The organism is Streptomyces sp. NPDC046821 (genome assembly GCF_040645335.1).
In the GTDB taxonomy this organism is placed as follows: Bacteria; Actinomycetota; Actinomycetes; order Streptomycetales; family Streptomycetaceae; genus Streptomyces.
In genome coordinates this window covers 702,452-722,337 of record NZ_JBEYYB010000001.1, presented here as the reverse complement: position 1 = coordinate 722,337, position 19,886 = coordinate 702,452, and the positions used below count along the sequence as shown (strand labels likewise).

The following is a 19,886-nucleotide window of genomic DNA, read 5'->3' as shown; positions in this document are numbered from 1 at the left end:
CCAGGTCCCCAACCCCCCACCCCGGGAGCCAAGTTGAGCAAGGACAGCGAATACGACTACGTCATCGTCGGCGCCGGGTCGGCCGGCTGTGTGCTGGCCGCGCGGCTCTCCGAGGACCCGTCCGTACGCGTCGCGCTCGTCGAGTCGGGCCCGCGCGACCGCAAGCCCGAGATCCGTATCCCGGCGGCGTTCCCCAAGCTGTTCCGCACGCCGTACGACTGGGACCACTCGACGGTGAAGCAGCCCGCGCTCGACGGCCGCGAACTCTACTGGCCGCGCGGCCACATGCTCGGCGGTTCCTCCTCGATGAACGCCATGATGTGGGTGCGCGGCCACCGCGACGACTACGACGCGTGGGGCGAGGCCGCCGGGGACGAGTGGTCGTACGACCAGTTCGAGCGCTTCTTCCACCGGGCCGAACGCTGGGCCGGAGTCCAGCGGGAGGACTCCGTGCACGGCACCCTCGGACCGCTGTGGATCTCGCCGCCGCGCGACCCGAACGTGACGACGGCCGCGTTCCTCGACGCCTGCCGCGCGGCGGGCCTGAGGGAGTCGGCCGAGCTGAACGAGCCGGACCACAGCGGCTTCGCGCTCACCCCGCTCAACCAGCGCCGGGGCCGCCGCTGGAGCGCCGCCGACGGCTACCTCAAACCGGCCGCGCGCCGCCCCAACCTCCACATCCTCACCGACGCCCGCGTCACCCGGATCGACTTCGACGGCACCCGCGCGGCCGGAGTCGTCGTCGAGGGCGTCCCGGGCGTCCTGCGCGCCCGCCGCGAGGTGATCCTCAGCGCGGGCGCGATCGGCTCCCCACAACTCCTCCAGCAGGCAGGCGTCGGCGACCCCGAACAGCTCGCCGCAGCCGGCATCGACGTCCGGGTCGCGTCCCCCGACGTCGGCAACCACCTCCAGGACCACCTCTCCTACGCGGTCACGATGCGCTGCCCGCGCCCCGTCACGCTCACCGGCGCCGACTCGCTCACCAACGTGGGCCGCGTCCTGCTCTCCGGCCGAGGCCCCCTCACCTCGAACGTCGGAGAGGCGGTCGCCTTCATCAGGAGCAGGCCCGAACTGGCCGCCCCGGACATCGAGTTGATCTACGCGCCCGTGCCGTTCGTCAACCACGGACTCACCCCGCCCGTCGAACACGGCGTCACCATCGGAGTCGTCCTCCTCCAGCCCGAGAGCCGGGGCCGCGTCACCCCGGGCGGAGCGGGCCCGTCGGCACCGCCCGTCATCGACCCGGACTATCTCGCCCACGAAGGGGACCTGCGCACCTTCGTCGCCGGTGTCCGGCGCGCCGAAGAGCTCTTCACGTCAAAGGCCCTCGCCCCGTACGCCGACGGGCCCCTCGCGCCGTACCCCGGGATCGTCGGTGACGAAGAGCTGACGCGGGTGGTCCGGGCGGGCGCCGAGACGCTGTACCACCCCGTCGGCACCTGCCGTATGGGCGCCGACGAGGGCTCGGTGACGGATCCGCGCCTCCGGGTCAGGGGAGTGGACGCGCTGCGGGTCGTCGACGCGTCGGTCATGCCGCGCATCACGCGCGGGCACACGCACGCGCCGACCGTCGCCATCGCGGAGAAGGCGGCCGAGCTGATCAGGGAGGACGCCGGGGCGTGAGCGTGGGCCGTTCACCCCGTGGCGGTTCGTGAACGGCCATTGTCAGTGGGCGGTGGAAGACTCGGTGAGGCAGACAACGGGACCCCTGCAAGGGGGGCACCCTCAACGAGGAGGGCACCATGCTCACCACCCGTTTCGTCGACGGTTCGCCGAACTGGCTGGACCTCGCGACGCCCGATCTCGACGCCGCCGTCCGCTTCTACACCGGGATCTTCGGCTGGCAGTTCCAGTCGGGCGGCCCCGAGGCCGGCGGCTACGGCCTCTTCCAGCTCGATGGCAGGACCGTCGCGGGCGCCATGACCGTCACCCCCGAACAGGCGCCGCCCACCTGGACCGTCTACTTCCAGACGCAGGACACCGACGCGACCGTGCGGGCCGCCGAGCAGGCCGGCGGATCCGTGCCGTACAAGCCGATGGACGTCATGGACCTGGGCCGCATGGCCGTCCTCGCCGACCAGGCCGGCGCGCTCTTCGGCCTCTGGCAACCCGGCCGGAACAAGGGCCTCGACGTCGCCACCGAGGACTTCTCGCTCAACTGGATCGAGCTGTACGTCCCCGACGTCGCCGCGGCCAAGGAGTTCTACCACTCGGTCCTCGGCTGGAACACGTTCGACGTACCGTTCCCGGGCGGCACCTATACGACGGTGAACCCGGCGGTGACCAGCGAGGACGACATGTTCGGCGGCATCGTCACGCTCCGCGACGACCCCGCCGAGTCGGACACGGACGCGCACTGGACGCCGTACTTCCATGTGCCGGACGTCGACGCGGTCGTGGACCGGGCGCTGGAGCTGGGGGGTAAGGTGCGCCTCGCGCCGACGAACCTGCCGGGCGTCGGTCGCATCGCGAAGATCACCGACCCGCAGGGCGCCCGTTTCGCGGTCATCAAGGGGGACCCGAACCAGACCTGAGCCGTGTCGGGGAGCATGGGCGCGTCCACGGTGTGACGCGCCCGGCGCGCCGCGTTGATCAGTCGTTGATCGTCTGTTTTTCCCTGCCCGGCACGATCTTCGGCATGTACTCGAACACGACGACACTGAGCCCCGCCCCGGCCGCCCCGAGCTGGCAGGACGCGGCGTTGTGCGCCCAGACGGGCGGTGACTTCTTCTTCCCCGAGCCCGGCAGCTCCGTGCGGGAGGCGAAGAGCATCTGCGGTCTGTGCGAGATCCGCTCGGCCTGCCTGGAGTACGCGCTCGCCAACGACGAACGCTTCGGCGTGTGGGGCGGACTCTCCGAGAAGGAACGCCTCCAGCTGCGGCGCGGCTGACACACGAACGCGCCCCCGGGCGGGCCCGGGAGCGCGTGTGTGCGGCGTGGGTCAGCCGGCGGCGCGGGCCGCGAGGCGGGCCTTGCGCGCGGCCAGCTTCTCGTCGAACTTCGAGGCTTCCTGGTCCAGGCCGCCCATGTACAGACCGAGCTCCTCCTGGGCCTTGAGACCCTCGGGGCCGAGGCCGTCGATGTCGAGGACCTTCAGGAAGCGCAGCACGGGCTGGATCACGTCGTCGTGGTGGATCCGCATGTTGTAGATCTCGCCGATGGCCATCTGCGCGGCGGCGCGCTCGAAGCCGGGCATTCCGTGTCCGGGCATCCGGAAGTTGACGACGACGTCGCGCACGGACTGCATCGTGAGGTCCGGGGCGAGCTCGAAGGCGGCGCCGAGCAGGTTCCGGTAGAAGACCATGTGCAGGTTCTCGTCGGTCGCGATGCGCGCCAGCATCCGGTCGCAGACCGGGTCGCCCGAGTGGTGGCCGGTGTTGCGGTGCGAGACGCGGGTCGCGAGCTCCTGGAACGCGACGTACGCGACCGTGTGCAGCATCGAGTGGCGGTTGTCCGACTCGAAGCCCTCCCCCATGTGCGACATGCGGAACCGCTCGAGCTGGTCCGGGTCGACGGCGCGCGACGCGAGCAGGTAGTCACGCATGACGATGCCGTGGCGGCCCTCCTCGGCGGTCCAGCGGTGCACCCAGGTGCCCCAGGCGCCGTCGCGGCCGAAGAGGCTGGCGATCTCGTGGTGATAGCTGGGGAGGTTGTCCTCGGTCAGCAGGTTCACGACGAGCGCGACGCGGCCGACCTCGGAGACCTTCGACTGGTCCTTCGCCCAGGCCTCGCCGTCCTCGAAGAAGCCGGGGAAGTTACGGGCGTCGGCCCACGGCACGTACTCGTGCGGCATCCAGTCCTTGGCCACCTTGAGGTGGCGGTTGAGCTCCTTCTCGACCACTTCCTCCAGCGCGTACAGCAGCTGGGCGTCCGTCCACGTGGCGGACGAGCTGCCGAGGTGGGGAGAGGTGATGGTCACGAGTTGCTCCAGGGGGACGGGAGTAATGCGTAAGGCCGGGCAGGTACGAGCGGTTGTACCTACGGTCTCGTAGGTTACGTTGCCGTAGGTTAAACCCTCCGTAAAGGGCCTCCGGAATTGGTCCCTCCAGCCCTAAGAGCCCCTATGGGGCCATTGCGCCCCAGAAGTATGGCTCTCAGGGCCGGAGTGAGAGCGACTTCACACAAGTTCGCCCGTCTTGCCCTCCCTCAGCTCGCCTCCCTCCATGAGCAGCGTCCGTGTGACGCCGACGGCCGAGAGGAACGGCAGATCGTGGCTCGCGACGACCAGCGCGCCCCGGTAGGACTCCAAGGCCGTGGTCAGCCGGCGCACGCTCGCCAGGTCCAGGTTGTTCGTCGGCTCGTCGAGCAGCAGCAGTTGGGGCGCCGGCTCGGCCAGCATCAGCGCCGCGAGCGTCGCCCTGAACCGCTCGCCGCCCGAGAGCGTCCCCGCGATCTGGTCGGCCCCCGCCCCCTTGAACAGGAAGCGGGCGAGGCGCGCGCGGACGCGGTTGTTCGTCACACCGGGGGCGAACCGGGCGACGTTCTCGGCGACGGTCAGGCCGTCGTCGAGCACGTCGAGGCGCTGCGGCAGGAAGCGCAGCGGGACGTGCGCCTCCGCCTCACCCCCGACGGGCGCCAGCTCCCCGGCGATCGTGCGCAGCAGCGTCGTCTTGCCCGACCCGTTGCGCCCGACGAGCGCGATCCGCTCCGGACCCCGCACCTCCAACTCGCCCTGCACGCACGCCCCGTGGGCCATTCGCAGGGCGCGCAACGTGAAGACCGAGCGGCCCGGCGGCACCTCCGTGTGCGGCAGGTCGACCCGGATCTCGTCGTCGTCGCGCACGGCCTCCACCGCCTCGTCGAGCCGTTCCTTCGCCTCGGCCAGCCGGCCTTCGTGCAGCAGGCGGTGCTTGCCCGCGGAGACCTGGGCCTGCCGCTTGCGCTGCGCCATGATCGTCTTCGGCTCGCGCTTGGTGTCCCACATCTTCTGCCCGTAGCGCTTGCGCCGGGCCAACTTGAGGTGGGCGTCCGTGAGTTCACGCTTCTGCCGCTTCAGGTCGGCACCGGCCGCCCGCACCATGCGCTCCGCCGCCTCCTGTTCGACGGCCAGTGCCTCCTCGTACGCGGACAGGGTTCCGCCGTACCGGACGATGTCGCCGCCCGCGCGCAGGTCGGCGATCTGGTCGACGCGTTCGAGGAGTTCACGGTCGTGGCTGACGGCGATCAGGATGCCGGGCCACGCCTCGACGGTCGCGTACAGGCGTCTGCGGGCGGGCAGGTCGAGGTTGTTCGTGGGCTCGTCGAGCAGTAGGACGTCAGGGCGGCGCAGGAGCAGCGCGGCGAGGCGCAGTAGCACCGACTCGCCGCCCGACAGCTCGCCGATGGTGCGGTCGAGGCCGATGTGGCCCAGGCCGAGTTCGTCGAGGGCCGCCGCGGCGCGCTCCTCGACGTCCCAGTCGTCGCCCACCGCAGCGAAGTGTTCCTCTCGCACGTCGCCCGCCTCGATGGCGTGCAGGGCGGCGCGGGCGGCGGAGATCCCGAGCGCTTCGTCGACGCGCAGCGAGGTCTGGAGGGTGACGTTCTGGGGGAGGTGGCCGATCTCGCCGGTGACGGTCACGGTGCCTTCCGTCGGGGCGAGTTCTCCGGCGAGGAGCTTCAACAGCGTTGATTTTCCTGCGCCGTTGAGGCCGATGAGCCCGGTTCTGCCGGGGCCGAAATGAGCCTGGAGCTCGTCGAAGACCCGGGTGCCGTCGGGCCAGTCGTAGGTGAGGGAGGTACAGGTGAGAGAAGCGGGGGAGGGGGACGTTGACATATGTGCCTCGGGTCGCTCGACGGGAAGAGTGGCTACGCGTCGGGACACCGCGGGAGACCCCTGTGCCAGATGGCTGATCGCCGGATCCCGGGGTTACCGGATCACCGGAACCGGGTTCGGCGGGAAGGCGGACGGCTCGTCGTCCGAGGTCGCACACGGGGGCACGCGGGCGGCACCGGTGGGGTGCGGGTCGCGTGGCGCGGTGTCTGAAGACCTCAGAGAAGCAACGTCCTGCTCCGATCGACGACTACAGGGTCGCTGTACAACGTAGGAACGGGGTGGCGGCCCCGTCAACGGAATTACGGGAGCGCGGCCGGCCCCTCTTCCGTCTCTTCCGTCCTACGCCTCGCGCATCAGCTCGGCGAGGTCGGCGTCCAGGTCGAGATACAGGTGCTCGTCGCCGACGGGCACCAGCATCGCCGTGCTGGTGAGGAAGCGGCGCAGCTCGCCGGTGCGGATGTGCACGATCGCGGTGCCCTCACAGGCGTGGAACTCGAGCACCGTCCGCTCGAAGCCGTACGGGCGGACCCGGACATCACCCTGACCGGCAGCCTCGCCAAGGCCGACCGCGAGCAGCTCACGGGCGAACGTCCAGCTCACGTCCACGTCCTCGAGCGTGGCCGACGCGGGGAACGACATGTGTACGGCAAAGGGATCCCGCATGTCGTACCTAAGCGTCGCGGGAATCGTGGGCATCCGCGGCGCGGCGGCGACGAGACGGGCCTCTACGGCTTGCTCGATGACGGTGAACATCGCCTGCTCCCTTGTGATGGCTGGCACGGACGGCGGGCCAGACTCCTCCCACTTGAACAGACGACGGAACGAAGCAATCCGTGCACCGGATCCCCCGACAACCTGAGTGACGTCTGTCACCGCTCCCGCCCCCGAGTATTCCGCCCACCCCACTGATCGTTCAGGCGTTCAGGGTCAGTTCCACCGGTTGAACAGCAGGTCATCGAACCGTGTTACGGCGAAGGCGGGCCTGCGCCTTGGCATGGCCCGCCTCGCTTGATCCGTACAGGGAGAACTAACCCGCCAGTTGCTGGCGGAAGCGTTCCAGTTCAGGTGCCGTCTTCGTGGCGATGAATTCCGTGACGCGGTACTCGCACACGCCGCCCGTGACGAAGGGGTCGGTCGCTGTGATCTTCTCGATCTCCGTGCGGTCGTCGCCTACGGCCAGGAGGATTCCGCCGTCGCGCGGGTTCTTGCGGCCCGAGGCGATGACGACGCCGGCCTCGTACTGCGCGTCGAGCCAGGCGACGTGCGGTTCCAGAAGTGCGTCGACGCGCTCCATCGGGGCCGTGTAGGTGAGCTCAAGTACAAACATGATCGCCAGGCTACCCGGGCCCGGGGCGGTGTTGCGGGGGCGGCCACGTCGTCTGCCCGCCCCCGCGATTCACCTGCCTCGACGCTGGGATTCGAAGGCCTCGTCCCTCTTCGCCACGCACAGCGCCCAGATGACGAAACCCGAGCCCGCGATCATCACGAGCGACCAGGCCGGGTAGTACGGCAGGGACATGAAGTTGGCGATGATGACGAGAGCGGCGATGACCACGCCGGCGACGCGCGCCCACATCGATACCGTGAACAGCCCGAGTCCGACGATGACGCCGACGACGCCGAGGGCGAGGTGTATCCAGCCCCAGCTGGTCAGGTCGAACGCGAACGAGTAGTTCCGCGTCGTGACGAAGAGGTCGTCCTGAGCGATCGCCGCGATGCCTCTCATGATGGCGAGGACTCCGACGATCATGAGCGTGACCGCGGCGAAGACGGTCAGGCCGGTGGCCCATTCCTGTCTGGCTGTATGCGTGGTGTGTCCGGTGGGTGCGGCGCTCATCCTGGCTACCTCGTTTCGATTTTCGTGGGAGTGAGGGTTGTCCGACGCGGCCGGGGCTCAGTCACCGGACTTCGGGGTGACGTCGGTGGGGCGCCCGGAGGTACCCGCTCCGCTCAGGACCATGGCCTTCGCCTTGTTGAACTCCTCGTCCGTGATGTCGCCGCGCGCGCGGATCTCCGACAGCTTGGCGAGTTGGTCGACGTTGCTCGCCGGGGCCCCGCTCGTGCCGGCGGTCTCACGGATGTACTTGTCGAACTGTTCCTGCTGCGAGCGAGCCTGCGCCCTCTCCCGGCGGCCCATGTCCTTGCCGCGGGTGACGACGTAGACGAACACGCCCAGGAAGGGCAGGACACAGGCGAATATCAGCCAGCCGGCCTTGCCCCAGCCGCTCAGCTCGTCGTCACGGAAGATGTCGACGATGACCTTGAAGAGCAGGACGAACCACATGATCCACAGGAAGAACCAGAGCATCGTCCAGAAGGCGCTCAGCAGTGGAAAGTCGTACGCGAGGGTGTTCAGCGCGCTCATCTCTCTCCTCCAGCTCGGACGCGCCTCCGTCGCGGACACGCTCCCGGTAGGTGGTGTGGCGTCTCTCAGCGTGCCCAGGGCAGAGCACGGGGCGCCTCACCCGAAGGGGGTGAAGATTGCATAAGGACGTCAGACGGGCTCGCCGGGTCCGCCCGGTGCAGCGCTGCCGCTTCTGCGGACGGTGGCCCGCCACGCGAACGCGACCGCCAGCTCGAACACACCGAGCAGCACCATCCACAGCCCCAGGAGCCGGGTCAGCGCGTGCGCCGACTGGGTCGGCAGGGCCAGTACGACGATGCCCGCGACGATTCCGAGCACCGCCACGGCGAGGACGAAGCCCCGGTGGGGGAGTTCCTTCGTCGCGAGAGCCGTGTGCAGGGTGATGACACCGGTCACCAGCCAGACGACCCCGACGACCAGCGACAGCGCCGCGACGGTCTGCAACGGGTTACGCAGGACCAGCACGCCGGCCAGCACGTACAGCACCGCGAGCAGCAGTCCGGCGAGCCGCTCGCCGTGCCCTTCCTGGGAGAAGGACGACACGAAACGGAACGCCCCGGTCACCAGCAGGTACAGGCCCAGCAGCACGGCCAGCACATGCAGGGTCTCGTCGGGCCAGACCAGTACGAAGATGCCTGGCACCAGGGTGGTCAGGGCCGCCCCCAGGATCCACAGCCAGGAACGCCCCGCGGATTCCAGCGCCCACGCGGGGTTGTCTCCGAACGGGCTTGAGGCCGCCCCACCGGACGGCCGGTCCGGTCCGGCGGACGGTGACGAATGCGACGACGCACTCACGGCTCCTCCTCACCTGGGTCACAGGGGCAGCCAGGCCTGCTCCCCGATCTCCGGACCAGCGTCGCGCGTGCGGCCGGCACCGGGGATCACCCTTACCGGGTGATCAGACCGGGGGAGTGACGCTCACTCCTGGTCCGGCGCCCCGCCCGAGGCATCGGTGCCAGAGGCGTCCGCCTCGGCCGCCTTCCCGGCCGGCAGGTGCCGGGTGACCAGGAAACTGGCGAGCGTGATGCCTCCGGTGGCGAATATCGCCGCCTTCAGCCCCTGCAACTGCGCCGAGGCGTAGGAGTCCGTGACGGCGTCGACCTCGCTGGGCGGGAACCCGGCCGCCTCGGCCGCCGAGCGCACCTGCTGCGTGGGGACGAAGGAGATCCCCGCCTCCAGCGCCACCCCCGTCTGCTGCCGAGCCTCCGCCGACAGCCGTGGATCGCTCTCCACCTGGGTGGTGAAGGCGTGCGCCAGGGCACCGATGAGCAGCGAACCGATGAGCGCGGTGCCCAGCGCGGAGCCCAGGTTCTGGGCCGTGAACTGCAGCCCGCCCGCCTCGCTGCGTTCCGTCTCGCCCACGCTGTTCTGGACGACATTGCCGAGCTGCGACGCCATCAGCCCCATGCCCACGCCGAGCACGGCCATGGCCCCGGCGAACTGCGCGTCGTCGATCACCGGATCGATGGTCGCCAGCAGCCACACCACCGCCCCGGCCAGCGTCAGCAGCGCGAGGCGGACCACCCGGCGCGGCCCCAGCACCCGCCCGAGCCGGGACCCGACGGTGGACGCGACCAGCATGGTCACGGACACGGGCAGCAGCCGTAGCCCCGTCTCGAACGCGTCGAAGCCCTGCACCACCTGCAGATACAGCGGGATGGTGAAGAACAGTCCGAGGAGAATGAGGTTCTGGCTCAGCAGCGACAGCAGGCCGGAGCGCAGCACGGGCTGGTGCAGGAGCGTCATTTGGACCAGCGGATCGCGGCCCTTGGCGACCCGCAGCCGTTCCCAGTGCGCGAAGTAGAACAGCACCGCCACTCCGGCGCCGATGACGAACAGCGTCGGGGAGAAGCTCAGGATCGTGAAGGGCGGGTTACGGGGCTGCACCCATCCCCAGGTACCGCTCTGCAGAACGCCGAGCACGCCGAGCGCGAGTCCGCCCGCCGAGAGCGCCGCGCCGACGCCGTCCAGCCTGGGCGGCGTACCGATCCGCGGGGATTCCTTGATCACCCCGCGGAAGATGAGCACGACCAGGACGACGACCACCTCACCGGCGAACACGAGCCGCCAGGTCAGGTACGTCGTCACCCAGCCGCCGAGCAGCGGACCGACCGCGATCCCCGCGCCCGCGAGCCCGCCGACGACTCCGTAGGCCACCGCCCGGTCCGGCCCCCGGTAGTTCTCGGCGACGAGGGCGGCCATGGCCGGGAGCACCATCGCGGCACCGAGCCCTTCGATGACCGACCAGCCCACCGCGAGCACCCCGAGAGTCGGGGCCACCGCCGTCAGGGCCGAGCCGGTGCCGTACACGGCGAGGCCCAGGAAGAACATGCGGCGCCGCCCGAAGATGTCGCCGAGCCGGCCGCCGACGATCATGAACGCGGCCATGACCAGGGCGTACAGCGTGATGACGGCCTGGATGGCGGTGACCTCGGTGTCGAAGTCCTCCACGAGTTTGCTGATGGAGACGTTCATGACGGAGGTGTCCAGCACCATGAGGAACTGGGCAGCCCCGAGTACGATCAACGCCCGCCAGTGAGACACGGGTGCTCCCTGTCTGAGATCGGCCTGGCGCCATCGGCGCCCCGGCCCCGACGGGCGCGCGGTCTGCCGCCGCACCCATGACACAGGACTCCTCGTGCGGGCGCTTCACCCTTTACGGGGGAGGCGTACCGGCCGGGCAGACCGTCAGGTCACAGTCACAGCAACCCCAGCTCCCGCCCCCGCCGCACCGCGTCGCTGCGCCGGTTCACCGTCAGCTTGCGGTAGATGCCCTTGAGGTGGGTCTTCACCGTGTTGACGGAGAGGAAGAGGTCGGCCGCGATCTCCTGCGTGGACATCATCTGGGCCAGCCGCCGCAGGACGTCCAGCTCGCGTCCGCTCAGCTCTTCGAGCAGGGGTGCCGCCGGCGGGTTCACCACGTCGGATTCGACCTCGCCGTGCCCGTCCGACGTACTCGCCGGGAGCCAGTCCCGGGCCAGCGGACGCAGCCGGTCCGTGTTCAGCAGGGGGAGGATCCAGGGGCCGGTCTCCAGGAACGGCCGGCGCAACTGCTCGCGCCGAGCGGCCAGCAGGGCCTGGGCCACGAACTGGTGGGCTGTGGTCAGGTCCCCCGCCTGGTGCGCGGCCTGGGCGCGCACCAGAACGGCCCGGACCGTCACCGCGGGGCCCGGCCGGGAATCGCCCGGCAGGCTGTCGATCATGTCCAGCGCCTCGTCGCGGTGTCCGGTCGCGAGCCGCGCCCGCGCGGCCTCGATCGCACACGCCGGACGGTTTCCTTCCACCGGCGCGAGGACCTTCTCGGCCGTCTCCGGACAGCCCTGGGCCAGATGGGCGGCGGAGCTGACGAGGGCGGCGTGGTCCTGCGCCCAGGGTGAGGTCACCACTGCGGGGACGGCGGAGTTCGCCGCCCGGAGCGCGGCCTGGGGATCGCCCCGGGCAAGCAGCAGCCGCCCCTTGATGATGGCGCGGCTCGCCTGCGTCACCGGGTCGGCCGCGACCGCGCCGGCGGCGGTCGCGTCCTCCAGCAGGGCCTCGGCCTCGTCCAGTTCGTCGCGGTCGATACGGACGGCGGCCAGGACGAGCCGGTCGATGCCCGAGCCCGAGTGCTCCGGCAGCCCGTACCGCTTCGCCTCCTCGACCGCCTCCAGAGCCCTGTGCTCCGCCCTGCCGAGCCAGCCGTTCAGGTAGTCGATCAGAGCCAGATGACCGAGGCACTCCCGGCGAGGCAGCGCCATCGGCGCCCCGCCCTGGCGCCCGGCGACCGCGGACAGGGGGACGCGCGCCTCCTCGAACCGGCCGGCCCACAGGCGGGCGGAGCCGAGGTGGGTGAGGAGAAGAGCGGTGAGTTCCGGATGCTCACCTAGCAGGTGCGCGGGCACGTCCTGCGTCAGCTTCTGCGCCGCCTCGGCGGCCTGTTCCGCCCGGCCGGGCGAACCGGTCAGCCGTGCCGACAGGGCTTCGAGCAGGGCGCAGCTCAGTCGGGCGGCGGCCGGGCCTGACCGGTCCAGGAACTCCTCCGCGTGGTGCAGGTGGTGCAGGCCCGGTTCGAGGTCGTGGTGCGCCAGCTCACGGGCCGCGCGGACGAGTTCGGAGGCCGGCCCCGTGGCGTCCGGGCTCATCCGCTCGAACAGGCGGGACAGGTCCGCGGAGTGCAGGCCGGTGAACAGCTGCCCGATCGCCAGGTCGTCGACGACCAGCCCGGCGGTGAACTCCCAGTCACCCGTCGCGGCCCCCTGGGCCAGCGCCTCGGGCATGGATCCGGAATGCCTCAGCCACAGCGCGGCACGACGGCGGAGTTCGGCCTCGAGTCCGGGCACCCGCTCCCGCAGATGGGCGCGGAGGACCTCCCGGAACAGGGGGTGGAGCCGGTACCAGGAGTGACCCAGGTACTGGACGAACGCGTTCTCGCGGTGGAGCGCGGCCAGCGTCGGCTCGGCGTCGCTCCGGTGGGTCAGGGCGTTCGCCAGGTCGGGGCAGAACCGCTCCAGCACGCTGAGGCGCAGCAACAGGTCCTGCGTATCGGCCGGTTGCAGGTCCAGGACCTCCGCCAAAAGGAACCCGGAGACCGGACTGCTCCCGGCTTCGAACTGCCTCAGATACGTCTCCGGATCCGAGCTCTCACACGCGTCCAGGGCGCAGAGCTTCAGGCCCGCGGCCCACCCCTGCGTACGCGACATCAGGGCGTGCACGGCACGCCTCGACGGAGACAGGCCGTGCAGCGCCAGGAGCGAAACGGCCTCCGCGCGCGTGAACGCGAGCTGCCTGTTCCGGATCTCCGTCATCTCACCGGACGCCCGGTACCGGTGCAGCATCGGCAGCAGCGGTTCGGTGCGGGTGACGACGACCAGGCGCATCCCCTTGCCCGCGTGGGACAGCACGAACTGCAGTTGCTCGGCCGTCTCGGGCGTGGTGACGCGGCTGGACTCGTCGAGTACGAGGACCACGGGGCGCTCGCGACGCTCCAGTACGGCGGCGAGGCGCGACAGCGTGCGGCGGTCGACGCTGCCCGGCTCGGCGGGGCGGCCGACCTCCTCGGGCACGGACACCCCGGCGGCGTGCATCGCCTCCAGCACGTACGCCCAGAACAGTCCGGGTGCCTGGTCGGCCGCGTCGGCGGTGAGCCAGGCGACGGGGACGTCCAGGTGGGCGGCCCAGTCGGCGACCAGGAGGGTCTTGCCGGCGCCCGCCGACCCGTCGACCACGGTCAACGGAGTGCTCAACGCCTGGTCCAGTTGCTTGATCAGCCGTTCGCGGCGCAGGAACCCGTCGGGCCTGGACGGCAGCGCGAAGCGGGCTCGAAGAATCGGGACGCCGGAAGGATCCATCGATCCCGAGGACATCGGGAGTCGATCACGTTCATCGGTCACGGTCACGGTCATGGTCTTGGTCTCCATCACCACTGTCCGTCCAGACTGTGGGCAGCGTCCGCACGCCCAGCATCTCAGCCCGTACGCACCGGCGCGCGCCGATCATGAGTCACGTGAGCGCGAGGTCACCCGACGTGACTAAGGACCTCACCTAGGGAGCACCACTAGGGTGGCGGCCATCATGAATGACCTCCAGAGCCTCGCCGACCGGTCCGCCCTTCTCGCCGACTGGCCCGCCGACGAGGCCTCCGCCCGCGCGGTCCAGGACGAACTGCGGGGGCGCGTCGTCCTCGACGAGCCGGGACCGCGGCCCGGCACCGGACTCGTCACCGGGGTCGACGTGGCCTACGACGACGAGCGCGACCTCGTCGCCGCCGCGGCCGTCGTGCTGGACGCGGCGACACTCGCCGTCGTGGAGAAGTCCACGGCCGTCGGCCGGATCTCCTTCCCGTACGTGCCGGGGCTGCTCGCCTTCCGCGAGATCCCGACCGTCGTCGCCGCGCTGGCCGCTCTCAACTCCCGCCCCGGCCTTGTGGTTTGTGACGGATACGGCATGGCCCACCCGCGCCGCTTCGGCCTCGCGAGCCACCTCGGCGTGCTGACGGGGCTCCCCACGATCGGCGTCGCGAAGAACCCGTTCACCTTCACGTACGAGGAGCCGGACGCACCGCGCGGCAGCGCGGCCCCGCTGCTCGACGGCGACGAGGAGGTGGGCCGCGCCCTCCGCACGCAGCACGGCGTCAAGCCCGTCTACGTCTCGGTCGGCCACCGCACGAGCCTCGACACGGCGTGCGCCTGGACCCTGAGCCTCACCCCTGAGTACCGCCAGCCCGAGACGACCCGCAGGGCGGACGCGCTGTGCCGACGGGCGCTGGGTGAGGCGCAGGGAGTGGGGCCGGAGTAGCTGGGGCCCGCTCCGTACGGGGCGCCCGGCGCCGGGAGGCCCACCCCCTAGGGGCACCCGGCGCCAGAAGGTCCACCCCCTAGGGGGCGCCCCGGCGCACCCCGCTCGCCGCCCTACCTTGCGCCCGCCCTACCTCGCTCCCGCCCTACCTCGTCGCCGCCACCCGGAACCGGATCCCCGCCGCCCGAAGCCGGTCCGTCAGCGCGTCGCCCATCGCCACCGCCGTCGTGACCTGCCCCGAAGTCGGCGGCAGGTCGTCGAGGGCCAGGCACATCGCCGACTCACCCAGCATCTTCGCCGTCTCGCCGTACCCGGGGTCCCCGCCGGACACCTCCGTGAACACCCGGCGTCCGCCGCCCTCGCCGACGAACCGCACCGAGAACCAGCTCTTCGCCCGGCGCGCCTCGTCCGGCCCCTCACCCGGCTTGAGCCGGTCCGACAACCAGCGGCGCGCGGGCGGCAGTTGGGCCGCCGCGAACAGCGCGCCCGCCCCCACGACACCCCCGGCCGCGACGGACAGATGCTTCACCGCCGCGTAGTGCCGGTAACGGAAGTCGGGACCGTAACGCTCGAGCGCCCGCGCCGACCGCTGCACGATCTGCGGGTCGATCGTCGGGAGCGGGACCGCCCACGCGCCGACCTCCTTGGCGTACCGGGGTGTGCTCGTCGGCGCGTACGCCGTGCGCCCCACGAGGCGCGGCTGGTGGCGCCGGCGGTCCTGCTGTGCGGCCAGCATCTGCCGCCCCCGCGCGAACTGGTTGAGCGCGGACGCGAACGTGCCGCCCGAGAGCGTCGCGTTCGACCGCACGAACCCGTCGATCCGCAGCGGCACCCCCTCCGGGAGCTGCGCCACGGTGAAGCGCACGCCCAGGTCGTGCGGGATCGAGTCGAAGCCGCACGCGTGCACGAGCCGCGCCCCGGTCTCCCGCGCGCGGGCGTCGTGCCGCACGAAGGTGACGTCGACGAACTCCGGCTCGCCCGCCAGATCCGCGTAGTCGGTGCCGGCGTCGGCGCAGGCGGCCACCAGTTCCTGGCCGTGGGTGAGGTACGGGCCGACGGTCGTGGCGACCACGCGCGTGCGTGCCGCGAGGGCGCGCAGGGACGCCGGGTCGGCGACGTCCGCGTGGACGAGCGGCAGCACCGCGCACGCCGGGTCGATCTCGGTGAGGCGCTCACGCAGCCGCTCCAGCTTGCCGAAGTCGCGCCCGGCGACGGCCCAGCGCAGCCCCTCGGGCGCGTGCGCCGCCAGATACTCGGCGGTGAGCGCGCCGACGAACCCGGTCGCCCCGAAGAGCACGATGTCGAAGTCCCGGCCTGACCTGTCGGGCCTGTCCCGCCTGTCGGGACTCCCGTCCCGCGCCCTGTCCCGCCCGTCGCCCTGTCCGCTGTCCCGCCTGGTCATGACACCCCTCAGCCGTGTGGCCCGCGCCGTTGTCGGTGGCCGAGGCTAGCGTGAGGGGTGAGCGGCGGCTCAGGGGCCCCGCCGGAAGCGGAGGTCGCCGTGGCCGAGCCGAAGAAGCCGTCGCAGCGGGCGCGCAGGACGTGGGCGCGGGTACGGGAGTTCGCGCTGGGCCTGCCGGGTGCCACGGAGGACTTCCCGTGGGGCGAGACGGTCGCGAAGGCCGACAAGAAGGTGTTCGTCTTCCTCGGAGTCGACGACGGCAGCTACCCCATGGGCCTCACGGTCAAGCTCAAGGACGAGGAGGCGCACGCGCACGCCCTCACGTCCCCGGGCGCCGAACCGGCCGGATATGGCCTGGGCAGAGCGGGCTGGGTGCGGATACCCCTGGACGAGAAGGGCGCCCCGGGCGCCGAACTGCTCTGCGACTGGGTGGAGGAGAGCTTCCGGGTGGTCGCGACGAAGAGACGCGTGGCGGAGCTGGACGCGCGCTGAGCCACACGTCTGCTGAGCCGTGTGCAGGCTGAGCCGTACGCCCGTTGAGTGAGGCCCGGACGGACGGCAGGTGCGGTGTGCTCCTCAAGCGCGCGCCGACCTCTACCGAATCCATACGTGAACGCCCATGGCCCCGGAACGACGAGCCGGAAATTGCTAAGCGCTTGCTCGCCAGGGGTTGTGCTGAGTGGAACACGTTCTTAGCATCGCTGGTGTTACATCAGTTGTGTCACAGTGCTGGGGGCTCGATGGCAGTGGCAGGGATGGCGAACAGCGGCCCGCTCGCCGGGGTGCGCGTGGTCGAACTGGCGGGCATCGGCCCGGGCCCGTTCGCCGCGATGCTCCTCGCGGACCTGGGGGCCGACGTCGTACGGGTGGACCGCCCGGGAGGCGCCGGGCTCGGGATCGCGCCCGAGTACGACATCACCAACCGCAACAAACGCTCCGTGATCGTCGACCTCAAGGCGGCGGACGGCCCCGCGCGCGTCCTCGACCTCGTCGAAAAGGCGGACGTCCTCATCGAGGGCTACCGCCCCGGCGTCGCCGAACGCCTGGGCGTCGGCCCTGAGGCGTGCCACGCCCGTAACCCACGGCTCGTCTACGGACGCATGACCGGCTGGGGCCAGGACGGCCCCCTCGCGCAGCGCGCCGGACACGACATCGCGTACATCGCGCTCACCGGCACCCTCGGCATGATCGGCCGGCCCGACGAGCCGCCCACCGTCCCCGCGAACCTCCTCGGTGACTACGCGGGCGGCTCGCTCTACCTCGTCGTCGGCGTCCTCGCCGCCCTCCACCACGCGCGCGACACCGGCACGGGCCAGGTCGTGGACGCCGCGATCGTCGACGGCGCCTCGCACCTCGCGTCGATGATCCACGGCATGTTCGCCTCCGGCGGCTGGCAGGACCGGCGCGGCACCAACCTCCTCGACGGCGGCTGCCCCTTCTACGGCTCGTACGAGACGTCCGACGGCCAGTACATGGCGGTCGGCGCGCTTGAGCAGCAGTTCTACGACGAATTCGTGCGGCTCCTCGGCATCGCGGACACCGCGCCCCCGCGCCACGAACTCGCCCGGTGGGACGAGCTGCGCGCCGCGGTCGCCGCACAGTTCAAGACCCGCACGCGCGAGGAGTGGACCGCCGTCTTCGAGGGGTCCGACGCGTGCGTCGCGCCCGTCCTCTCCATGGCCGAGGCCCCCCGCCACCCGCACCTCGCCGCCCGCGGCACCTTCACCGACCACGGCGGCATCACCCAGGCGGCCCCCGCGCCCCGCTTCTCCGCGACCCCCACCGCCGTCCGGACGGGCCCCGCACAGCCGGGCGCCGACACCGAGGACGTGGCCGGCGACTGGGACGTACCGAGCCTGACGAAAGGCATCTCCAGCGAGACGGAGGAAGACAACTGATGGAGCTGTCCGTACCCCTCTCCTACGCGGCCGACCCCCGGCAGGCCGCCGACGAAGCCGCCGCGCTCGAATCGGCCGGACTGGACGCCGTCTGGGTCGCCGAGGCGTACGGCTTCGACTCGCCCACGATCATGGGCTACCTCGCGGCGCGCACCGAGCGCATGAAGATCGGCGCCGCCATCCTCAACGTCTACTCGCGCACTCCCGCGCTCATCGCCCAGACCGCCGCCGGGCTCGACGCCATCTCCGGGGGCCGCGCGATCATCGGCCTGGGCGCCTCGGGCCCGCAGGTCGTCGAGGGCTGGCACGGCAAGGCGTACGACAAGCCGCTCGGCCGTACGCGCGAGGCCATCGAGCTGACGCGCCGGATCCTGCGCCGCGAGGTCATCGACCACCACGGCATCACCGACATGCCGCTGCCGCCGGAGAAGGGCGGCACGCTCGGCAAGCCGCTGAAGATCCTCGCCAAGCCCGTACGCCCCGAAGTGCCGCTGTACGTCGCCTCGTTGGGCCCGGCGAACGTCCGGATGACCGCCGAGATCGCCGACGGCTGGCTGCCCACGCTCTTCATCCCGGAGAAGGCGCACGAGGTGTGGGGCGCCCCGCTCGCCGAGGGCGCCGCCAAGCGCGCTCCCGAACTCGGCCCGCTCCAGATCGTCGCCGGCGGCCTGCTCGCCATCGGCGAGGACGCGGCCGCCGCCCGGGACCTCGCCCGCCCGAGCATCGCCCTGTACGTGGGCGGCATGGGCGCCGTCGGCAAGAACTTCTACAACGACCTCGCCGTGGCCTACGGCTACGAGAAGGAGGCAAAGCTCATCCAGGAGCTCTACCTCTCCGGGCGCAAGAAGGAGGCCGAGGCCGCCGTCCCGGACGAGTTCTGCGAGCTCATGTCGCTGTGCGGGCCCGAGAGTTACGTACGCGAGCGTGTCGAGGCGTTCCGCGCCGCGGGAGTCACCATGCTGAACGTCATCCCGGTCGGCCCCCGGCCGGCCCGGCTGATCGAGACCGTCAAGAACTGGCTGTAGGGGGAACGCCGCATGACCATGGAACGGCAGATCTTCACCGAGGAGCACGACGCGTTCCGCGAGACCGTCCGCACCTTCCTCGCCAAGGAGGTCCTCCCGCACTACGAGCAGTGGGAGAAGGACGGCATCGTCTCGCGCGACGCCTGGCTCGCCGCCGGACGCCAGGGCCTCCTCGGGCTCGCCGTCGACGAGGAGTACGGGGGAGGGGGCAACACCGACTTCCGGTACAGCGCCGTACTCGCCGAGGAGTTCACGCGCGCGGGCGCCGCCGGGCTCGCGGTCGGCCTGCACAACGACATCATCGGGCCGTACCTGACCTCGCTCGCCACCGACGAGCAGAAGCGCCGCTGGCTGCCCGGGTTCTGCGACGGCACCCTGATCACCGCGATCGCCATGACCGAGCCCGGCGCCGGATCCGACCTCCAGGGCATCCGCACCAGCGCCGAGGACAAGGGCGACCACTGGCTGCTCAACGGCTCCAAGACGTTCATCTCGAACGGCATCCTCGCCGACCTCGTCATCGTCGTCGCGAAGACGACCTCCGAGGGCGGGGCGCACGGCCTGTCCCTGCTGGTCGTCGAGCGCGGCATGGAGGGCTTCGAGCGCGGCCGCAACCTCGACAAGATCGGCCAGAAGTCCCAGGACACGGCCGAGCTCTTCTTCAACGACGTCCGCGTCCCGAAGGAGAACCTTCTCGGCGAGCTCGACGGCGCCTTCATCCACCTGATGACGAACCTCGCGCAGGAGCGCATGGGCATCGCCGTCGCGGCCATCGCCGGCGCCGAGCATCTGCTGGAGATCACCACGGAGTACGTCAAGGAGCGTGAGGCGTTCGGGCGCCCGCTCGCCAAGCTTCAGCACATCCGGTTCGAGATAGCCGAGATGGCGACCGAGTGCGCCGTCACCCGGACCTTCCTCGACCGCTGCATCGTCGACCACTCGGAGGGCCGGCTCGACGCCGTGCACGCCTCGATGGCCAAGTGGTGGGCGACCGAACTCCAGAAGCGCGTCGCCGACCGCTGCCTCCAACTGCACGGCGGCTACGGCTACATGACGGAGTACCGCGTCGCCAAGGCCTTCACCGACGGACGCATCCAGACGATCTACGGCGGCACGACCGAGATCATGAAGGAGATCATCGGGCGCTCGCTGCTGTCCTGACCGCACCCTC

At 71.0% G+C, this 19,886-nt stretch carries 18 protein-coding genes; 8 read left to right on the top strand and 10 right to left on the bottom strand.

The features are described from left to right. Positions 1-33: 33 nt before the first annotated feature. From ABZ893_RS03335 to ABZ893_RS03325, 3 genes are all read left to right on the top strand, one after another. Positions 34-1,623 carry a GMC family oxidoreductase N-terminal domain-containing protein gene (locus tag ABZ893_RS03335; RefSeq protein WP_361395882.1) on the top strand — a complete coding sequence of 530 codons (1,590 nt, stop codon included), beginning with the start codon at positions 34-36 and terminating at the stop codon, positions 1,621-1,623. A gap of 119 nt (positions 1,624-1,742) precedes the next feature. Next, positions 1,743-2,534 carry a VOC family protein gene (locus tag ABZ893_RS03330; RefSeq protein ID WP_361395879.1) on the top strand — a complete coding sequence of 264 codons (792 nt, stop codon included), beginning with the start codon at positions 1,743-1,745 and terminating at the stop codon, positions 2,532-2,534. 104 nt (positions 2,535-2,638) lie between these two features. Next, complete coding sequence (locus tag ABZ893_RS03325) at positions 2,639-2,890, top strand: WhiB family transcriptional regulator (RefSeq protein WP_361395876.1); 252 nt, start codon at positions 2,639-2,641, stop codon at positions 2,888-2,890. A gap of 51 nt (positions 2,891-2,941) precedes the next feature. On the opposite strand, the gene ABZ893_RS03320 is transcribed toward ABZ893_RS03325, so the two are convergent. The 9 genes from ABZ893_RS03320 to ABZ893_RS03280 form a co-directional block, all read right to left on the bottom strand. Further along, positions 2,942-3,919, bottom strand: coding sequence for an acyl-ACP desaturase (locus ABZ893_RS03320; RefSeq protein WP_361395873.1), 978 nt, complete (start codon positions 3,917-3,919; stop codon positions 2,942-2,944). Between the two features lie 198 nt (positions 3,920-4,117). Further along, a complete protein-coding gene (locus ABZ893_RS03315; protein WP_361395870.1) occupies positions 4,118-5,752 on the bottom strand; it encodes an ABC-F family ATP-binding cassette domain-containing protein in 1,635 nt (544 codons plus the stop codon). 339 nt (positions 5,753-6,091) lie between these two features. Then, positions 6,092-6,505: an SsgA family sporulation/cell division regulator gene (locus ABZ893_RS03310; protein WP_361395868.1), complete on the bottom strand. Its 414-nt coding sequence runs from the start codon at positions 6,503-6,505 to the stop codon at positions 6,092-6,094. 274 nt (positions 6,506-6,779) lie between these two features. Then, a complete protein-coding gene (locus ABZ893_RS03305) occupies positions 6,780-7,079 on the bottom strand; it encodes a YciI family protein (protein ID WP_361395865.1) in 300 nt (99 codons plus the stop codon). Between the two features lie 69 nt (positions 7,080-7,148). Next, entirely contained in the window at positions 7,149-7,589 is a 441-nt protein-coding gene (locus tag ABZ893_RS03300; RefSeq protein WP_361395862.1) for a hypothetical protein, read from the bottom strand. 57 nt (positions 7,590-7,646) lie between these two features. Next, the gene (locus ABZ893_RS03295) at positions 7,647-8,117 is read right to left on the bottom strand and encodes an SHOCT domain-containing protein (protein ID WP_361395860.1); all 471 of its coding nucleotides are present in this window, start codon (positions 8,115-8,117) and stop codon (positions 7,647-7,649) included. 129 nt (positions 8,118-8,246) lie between these two features. After that, positions 8,247-8,912, bottom strand: a complete 666-nt coding sequence (locus tag ABZ893_RS03290) for a DUF308 domain-containing protein (protein ID WP_361395857.1) — start codon at positions 8,910-8,912, stop codon at positions 8,247-8,249. Between the two features lie 123 nt (positions 8,913-9,035). Continuing rightward, on the bottom strand, positions 9,036-10,661 hold the full coding sequence (locus ABZ893_RS03285; protein ID WP_361395853.1) for an MFS transporter: 1,626 nt from the start codon (positions 10,659-10,661) through the stop codon (positions 9,036-9,038). 155 nt (positions 10,662-10,816) lie between these two features. Continuing rightward, positions 10,817-13,498 carry a LuxR C-terminal-related transcriptional regulator gene (locus tag ABZ893_RS03280; RefSeq protein WP_361396114.1) on the bottom strand — a complete coding sequence of 894 codons (2,682 nt, stop codon included), beginning with the start codon at positions 13,496-13,498 and terminating at the stop codon, positions 10,817-10,819. A 169-nt stretch (positions 13,499-13,667) separates the two neighbouring features. Here ABZ893_RS03280 and ABZ893_RS03275 point away from each other — a divergent pair, with 169 nt between their 5' ends. Further along, entirely contained in the window at positions 13,668-14,390 is a 723-nt protein-coding gene (locus ABZ893_RS03275) for an endonuclease V (RefSeq protein ID WP_361395851.1), read from the top strand. Positions 14,391-14,535: 145 nt separating this feature from the next. Here ABZ893_RS03275 and ABZ893_RS03270 read toward each other — a convergent pair whose 3' ends face one another. After that, positions 14,536-15,792 carry a saccharopine dehydrogenase NADP-binding domain-containing protein gene (locus ABZ893_RS03270; protein ID WP_361395848.1) on the bottom strand — a complete coding sequence of 419 codons (1,257 nt, stop codon included), beginning with the start codon at positions 15,790-15,792 and terminating at the stop codon, positions 14,536-14,538. Between the two features lie 99 nt (positions 15,793-15,891). Here ABZ893_RS03270 and ABZ893_RS03265 point away from each other — a divergent pair, with 99 nt between their 5' ends. The 4 genes from ABZ893_RS03265 (at position 15,892) to ABZ893_RS03250 (ending at position 19,876) form a co-directional block, all read left to right on the top strand. After that, a complete protein-coding gene (locus ABZ893_RS03265) occupies positions 15,892-16,284 on the top strand; it encodes an MmcQ/YjbR family DNA-binding protein (RefSeq protein WP_361395845.1) in 393 nt (130 codons plus the stop codon). 248 nt (positions 16,285-16,532) lie between these two features. Beyond that, entirely contained in the window at positions 16,533-17,690 is a 1,158-nt protein-coding gene (locus tag ABZ893_RS03260) for a CaiB/BaiF CoA-transferase family protein (RefSeq protein WP_361395843.1), read from the top strand. Further along, complete coding sequence (locus ABZ893_RS03255) at positions 17,690-18,715, top strand: LLM class F420-dependent oxidoreductase (RefSeq protein ID WP_361395840.1); 1,026 nt, start codon at positions 17,690-17,692, stop codon at positions 18,713-18,715. Before ABZ893_RS03260 ends, ABZ893_RS03255 begins: the two co-directional genes overlap by 1 nt. Before the next feature lie 18 nt (positions 18,716-18,733). Then, entirely contained in the window at positions 18,734-19,876 is a 1,143-nt protein-coding gene (locus ABZ893_RS03250; protein WP_361396111.1) for an acyl-CoA dehydrogenase family protein, read from the top strand. The last annotated feature ends 10 nt before the right edge of the window (positions 19,877-19,886 follow it).

Bases quoted from the DNA above. Each gene is read 5' to 3' on its own strand.
- ABZ893_RS03330 (WP_361395879.1), top strand. From the start codon at position 1,743: ATGCTCACCACCCGTTTCGTCGACGGTTCGCCGAACTGGCTGGACCTC.
- ABZ893_RS03325 (WP_361395876.1), top strand. From the start codon at position 2,639: ATGTACTCGAACACGACGACACTGAGCCCCGCCCCGGCCGCCCCGAGC.
- ABZ893_RS03315 (WP_361395870.1), bottom strand. From the start codon at position 5,752: ATGTCAACGTCCCCCTCCCCCGCTTCTCTCACCTGTACCTCCCTCACC.
- ABZ893_RS03310 (WP_361395868.1), bottom strand. From the start codon at position 6,505: ATGTTCACCGTCATCGAGCAAGCCGTAGAGGCCCGTCTCGTCGCCGCC.
- ABZ893_RS03305 (WP_361395865.1), bottom strand. From the start codon at position 7,079: ATGTTTGTACTTGAGCTCACCTACACGGCCCCGATGGAGCGCGTCGAC.
- ABZ893_RS03300 (WP_361395862.1), bottom strand. From the start codon at position 7,589: ATGAGCGCCGCACCCACCGGACACACCACGCATACAGCCAGACAGGAA.
- ABZ893_RS03295 (WP_361395860.1), bottom strand. From the start codon at position 8,117: ATGAGCGCGCTGAACACCCTCGCGTACGACTTTCCACTGCTGAGCGCC.
- ABZ893_RS03280 (WP_361396114.1), bottom strand. From the start codon at position 13,498: ATGACCGTGACCGTGACCGATGAACGTGATCGACTCCCGATGTCCTCG.
- ABZ893_RS03275 (WP_361395851.1), top strand. From the start codon at position 13,668: ATGAATGACCTCCAGAGCCTCGCCGACCGGTCCGCCCTTCTCGCCGAC.
- ABZ893_RS03270 (WP_361395848.1), bottom strand. From the start codon at position 15,792: ATGACCAGGCGGGACAGCGGACAGGGCGACGGGCGGGACAGGGCGCGG.
- ABZ893_RS03260 (WP_361395843.1), top strand. From the start codon at position 16,533: ATGGCAGTGGCAGGGATGGCGAACAGCGGCCCGCTCGCCGGGGTGCGC.
- ABZ893_RS03255 (WP_361395840.1), top strand. From the start codon at position 17,690: ATGGAGCTGTCCGTACCCCTCTCCTACGCGGCCGACCCCCGGCAGGCC.
- ABZ893_RS03250 (WP_361396111.1), top strand. From the start codon at position 18,734: ATGGAACGGCAGATCTTCACCGAGGAGCACGACGCGTTCCGCGAGACC.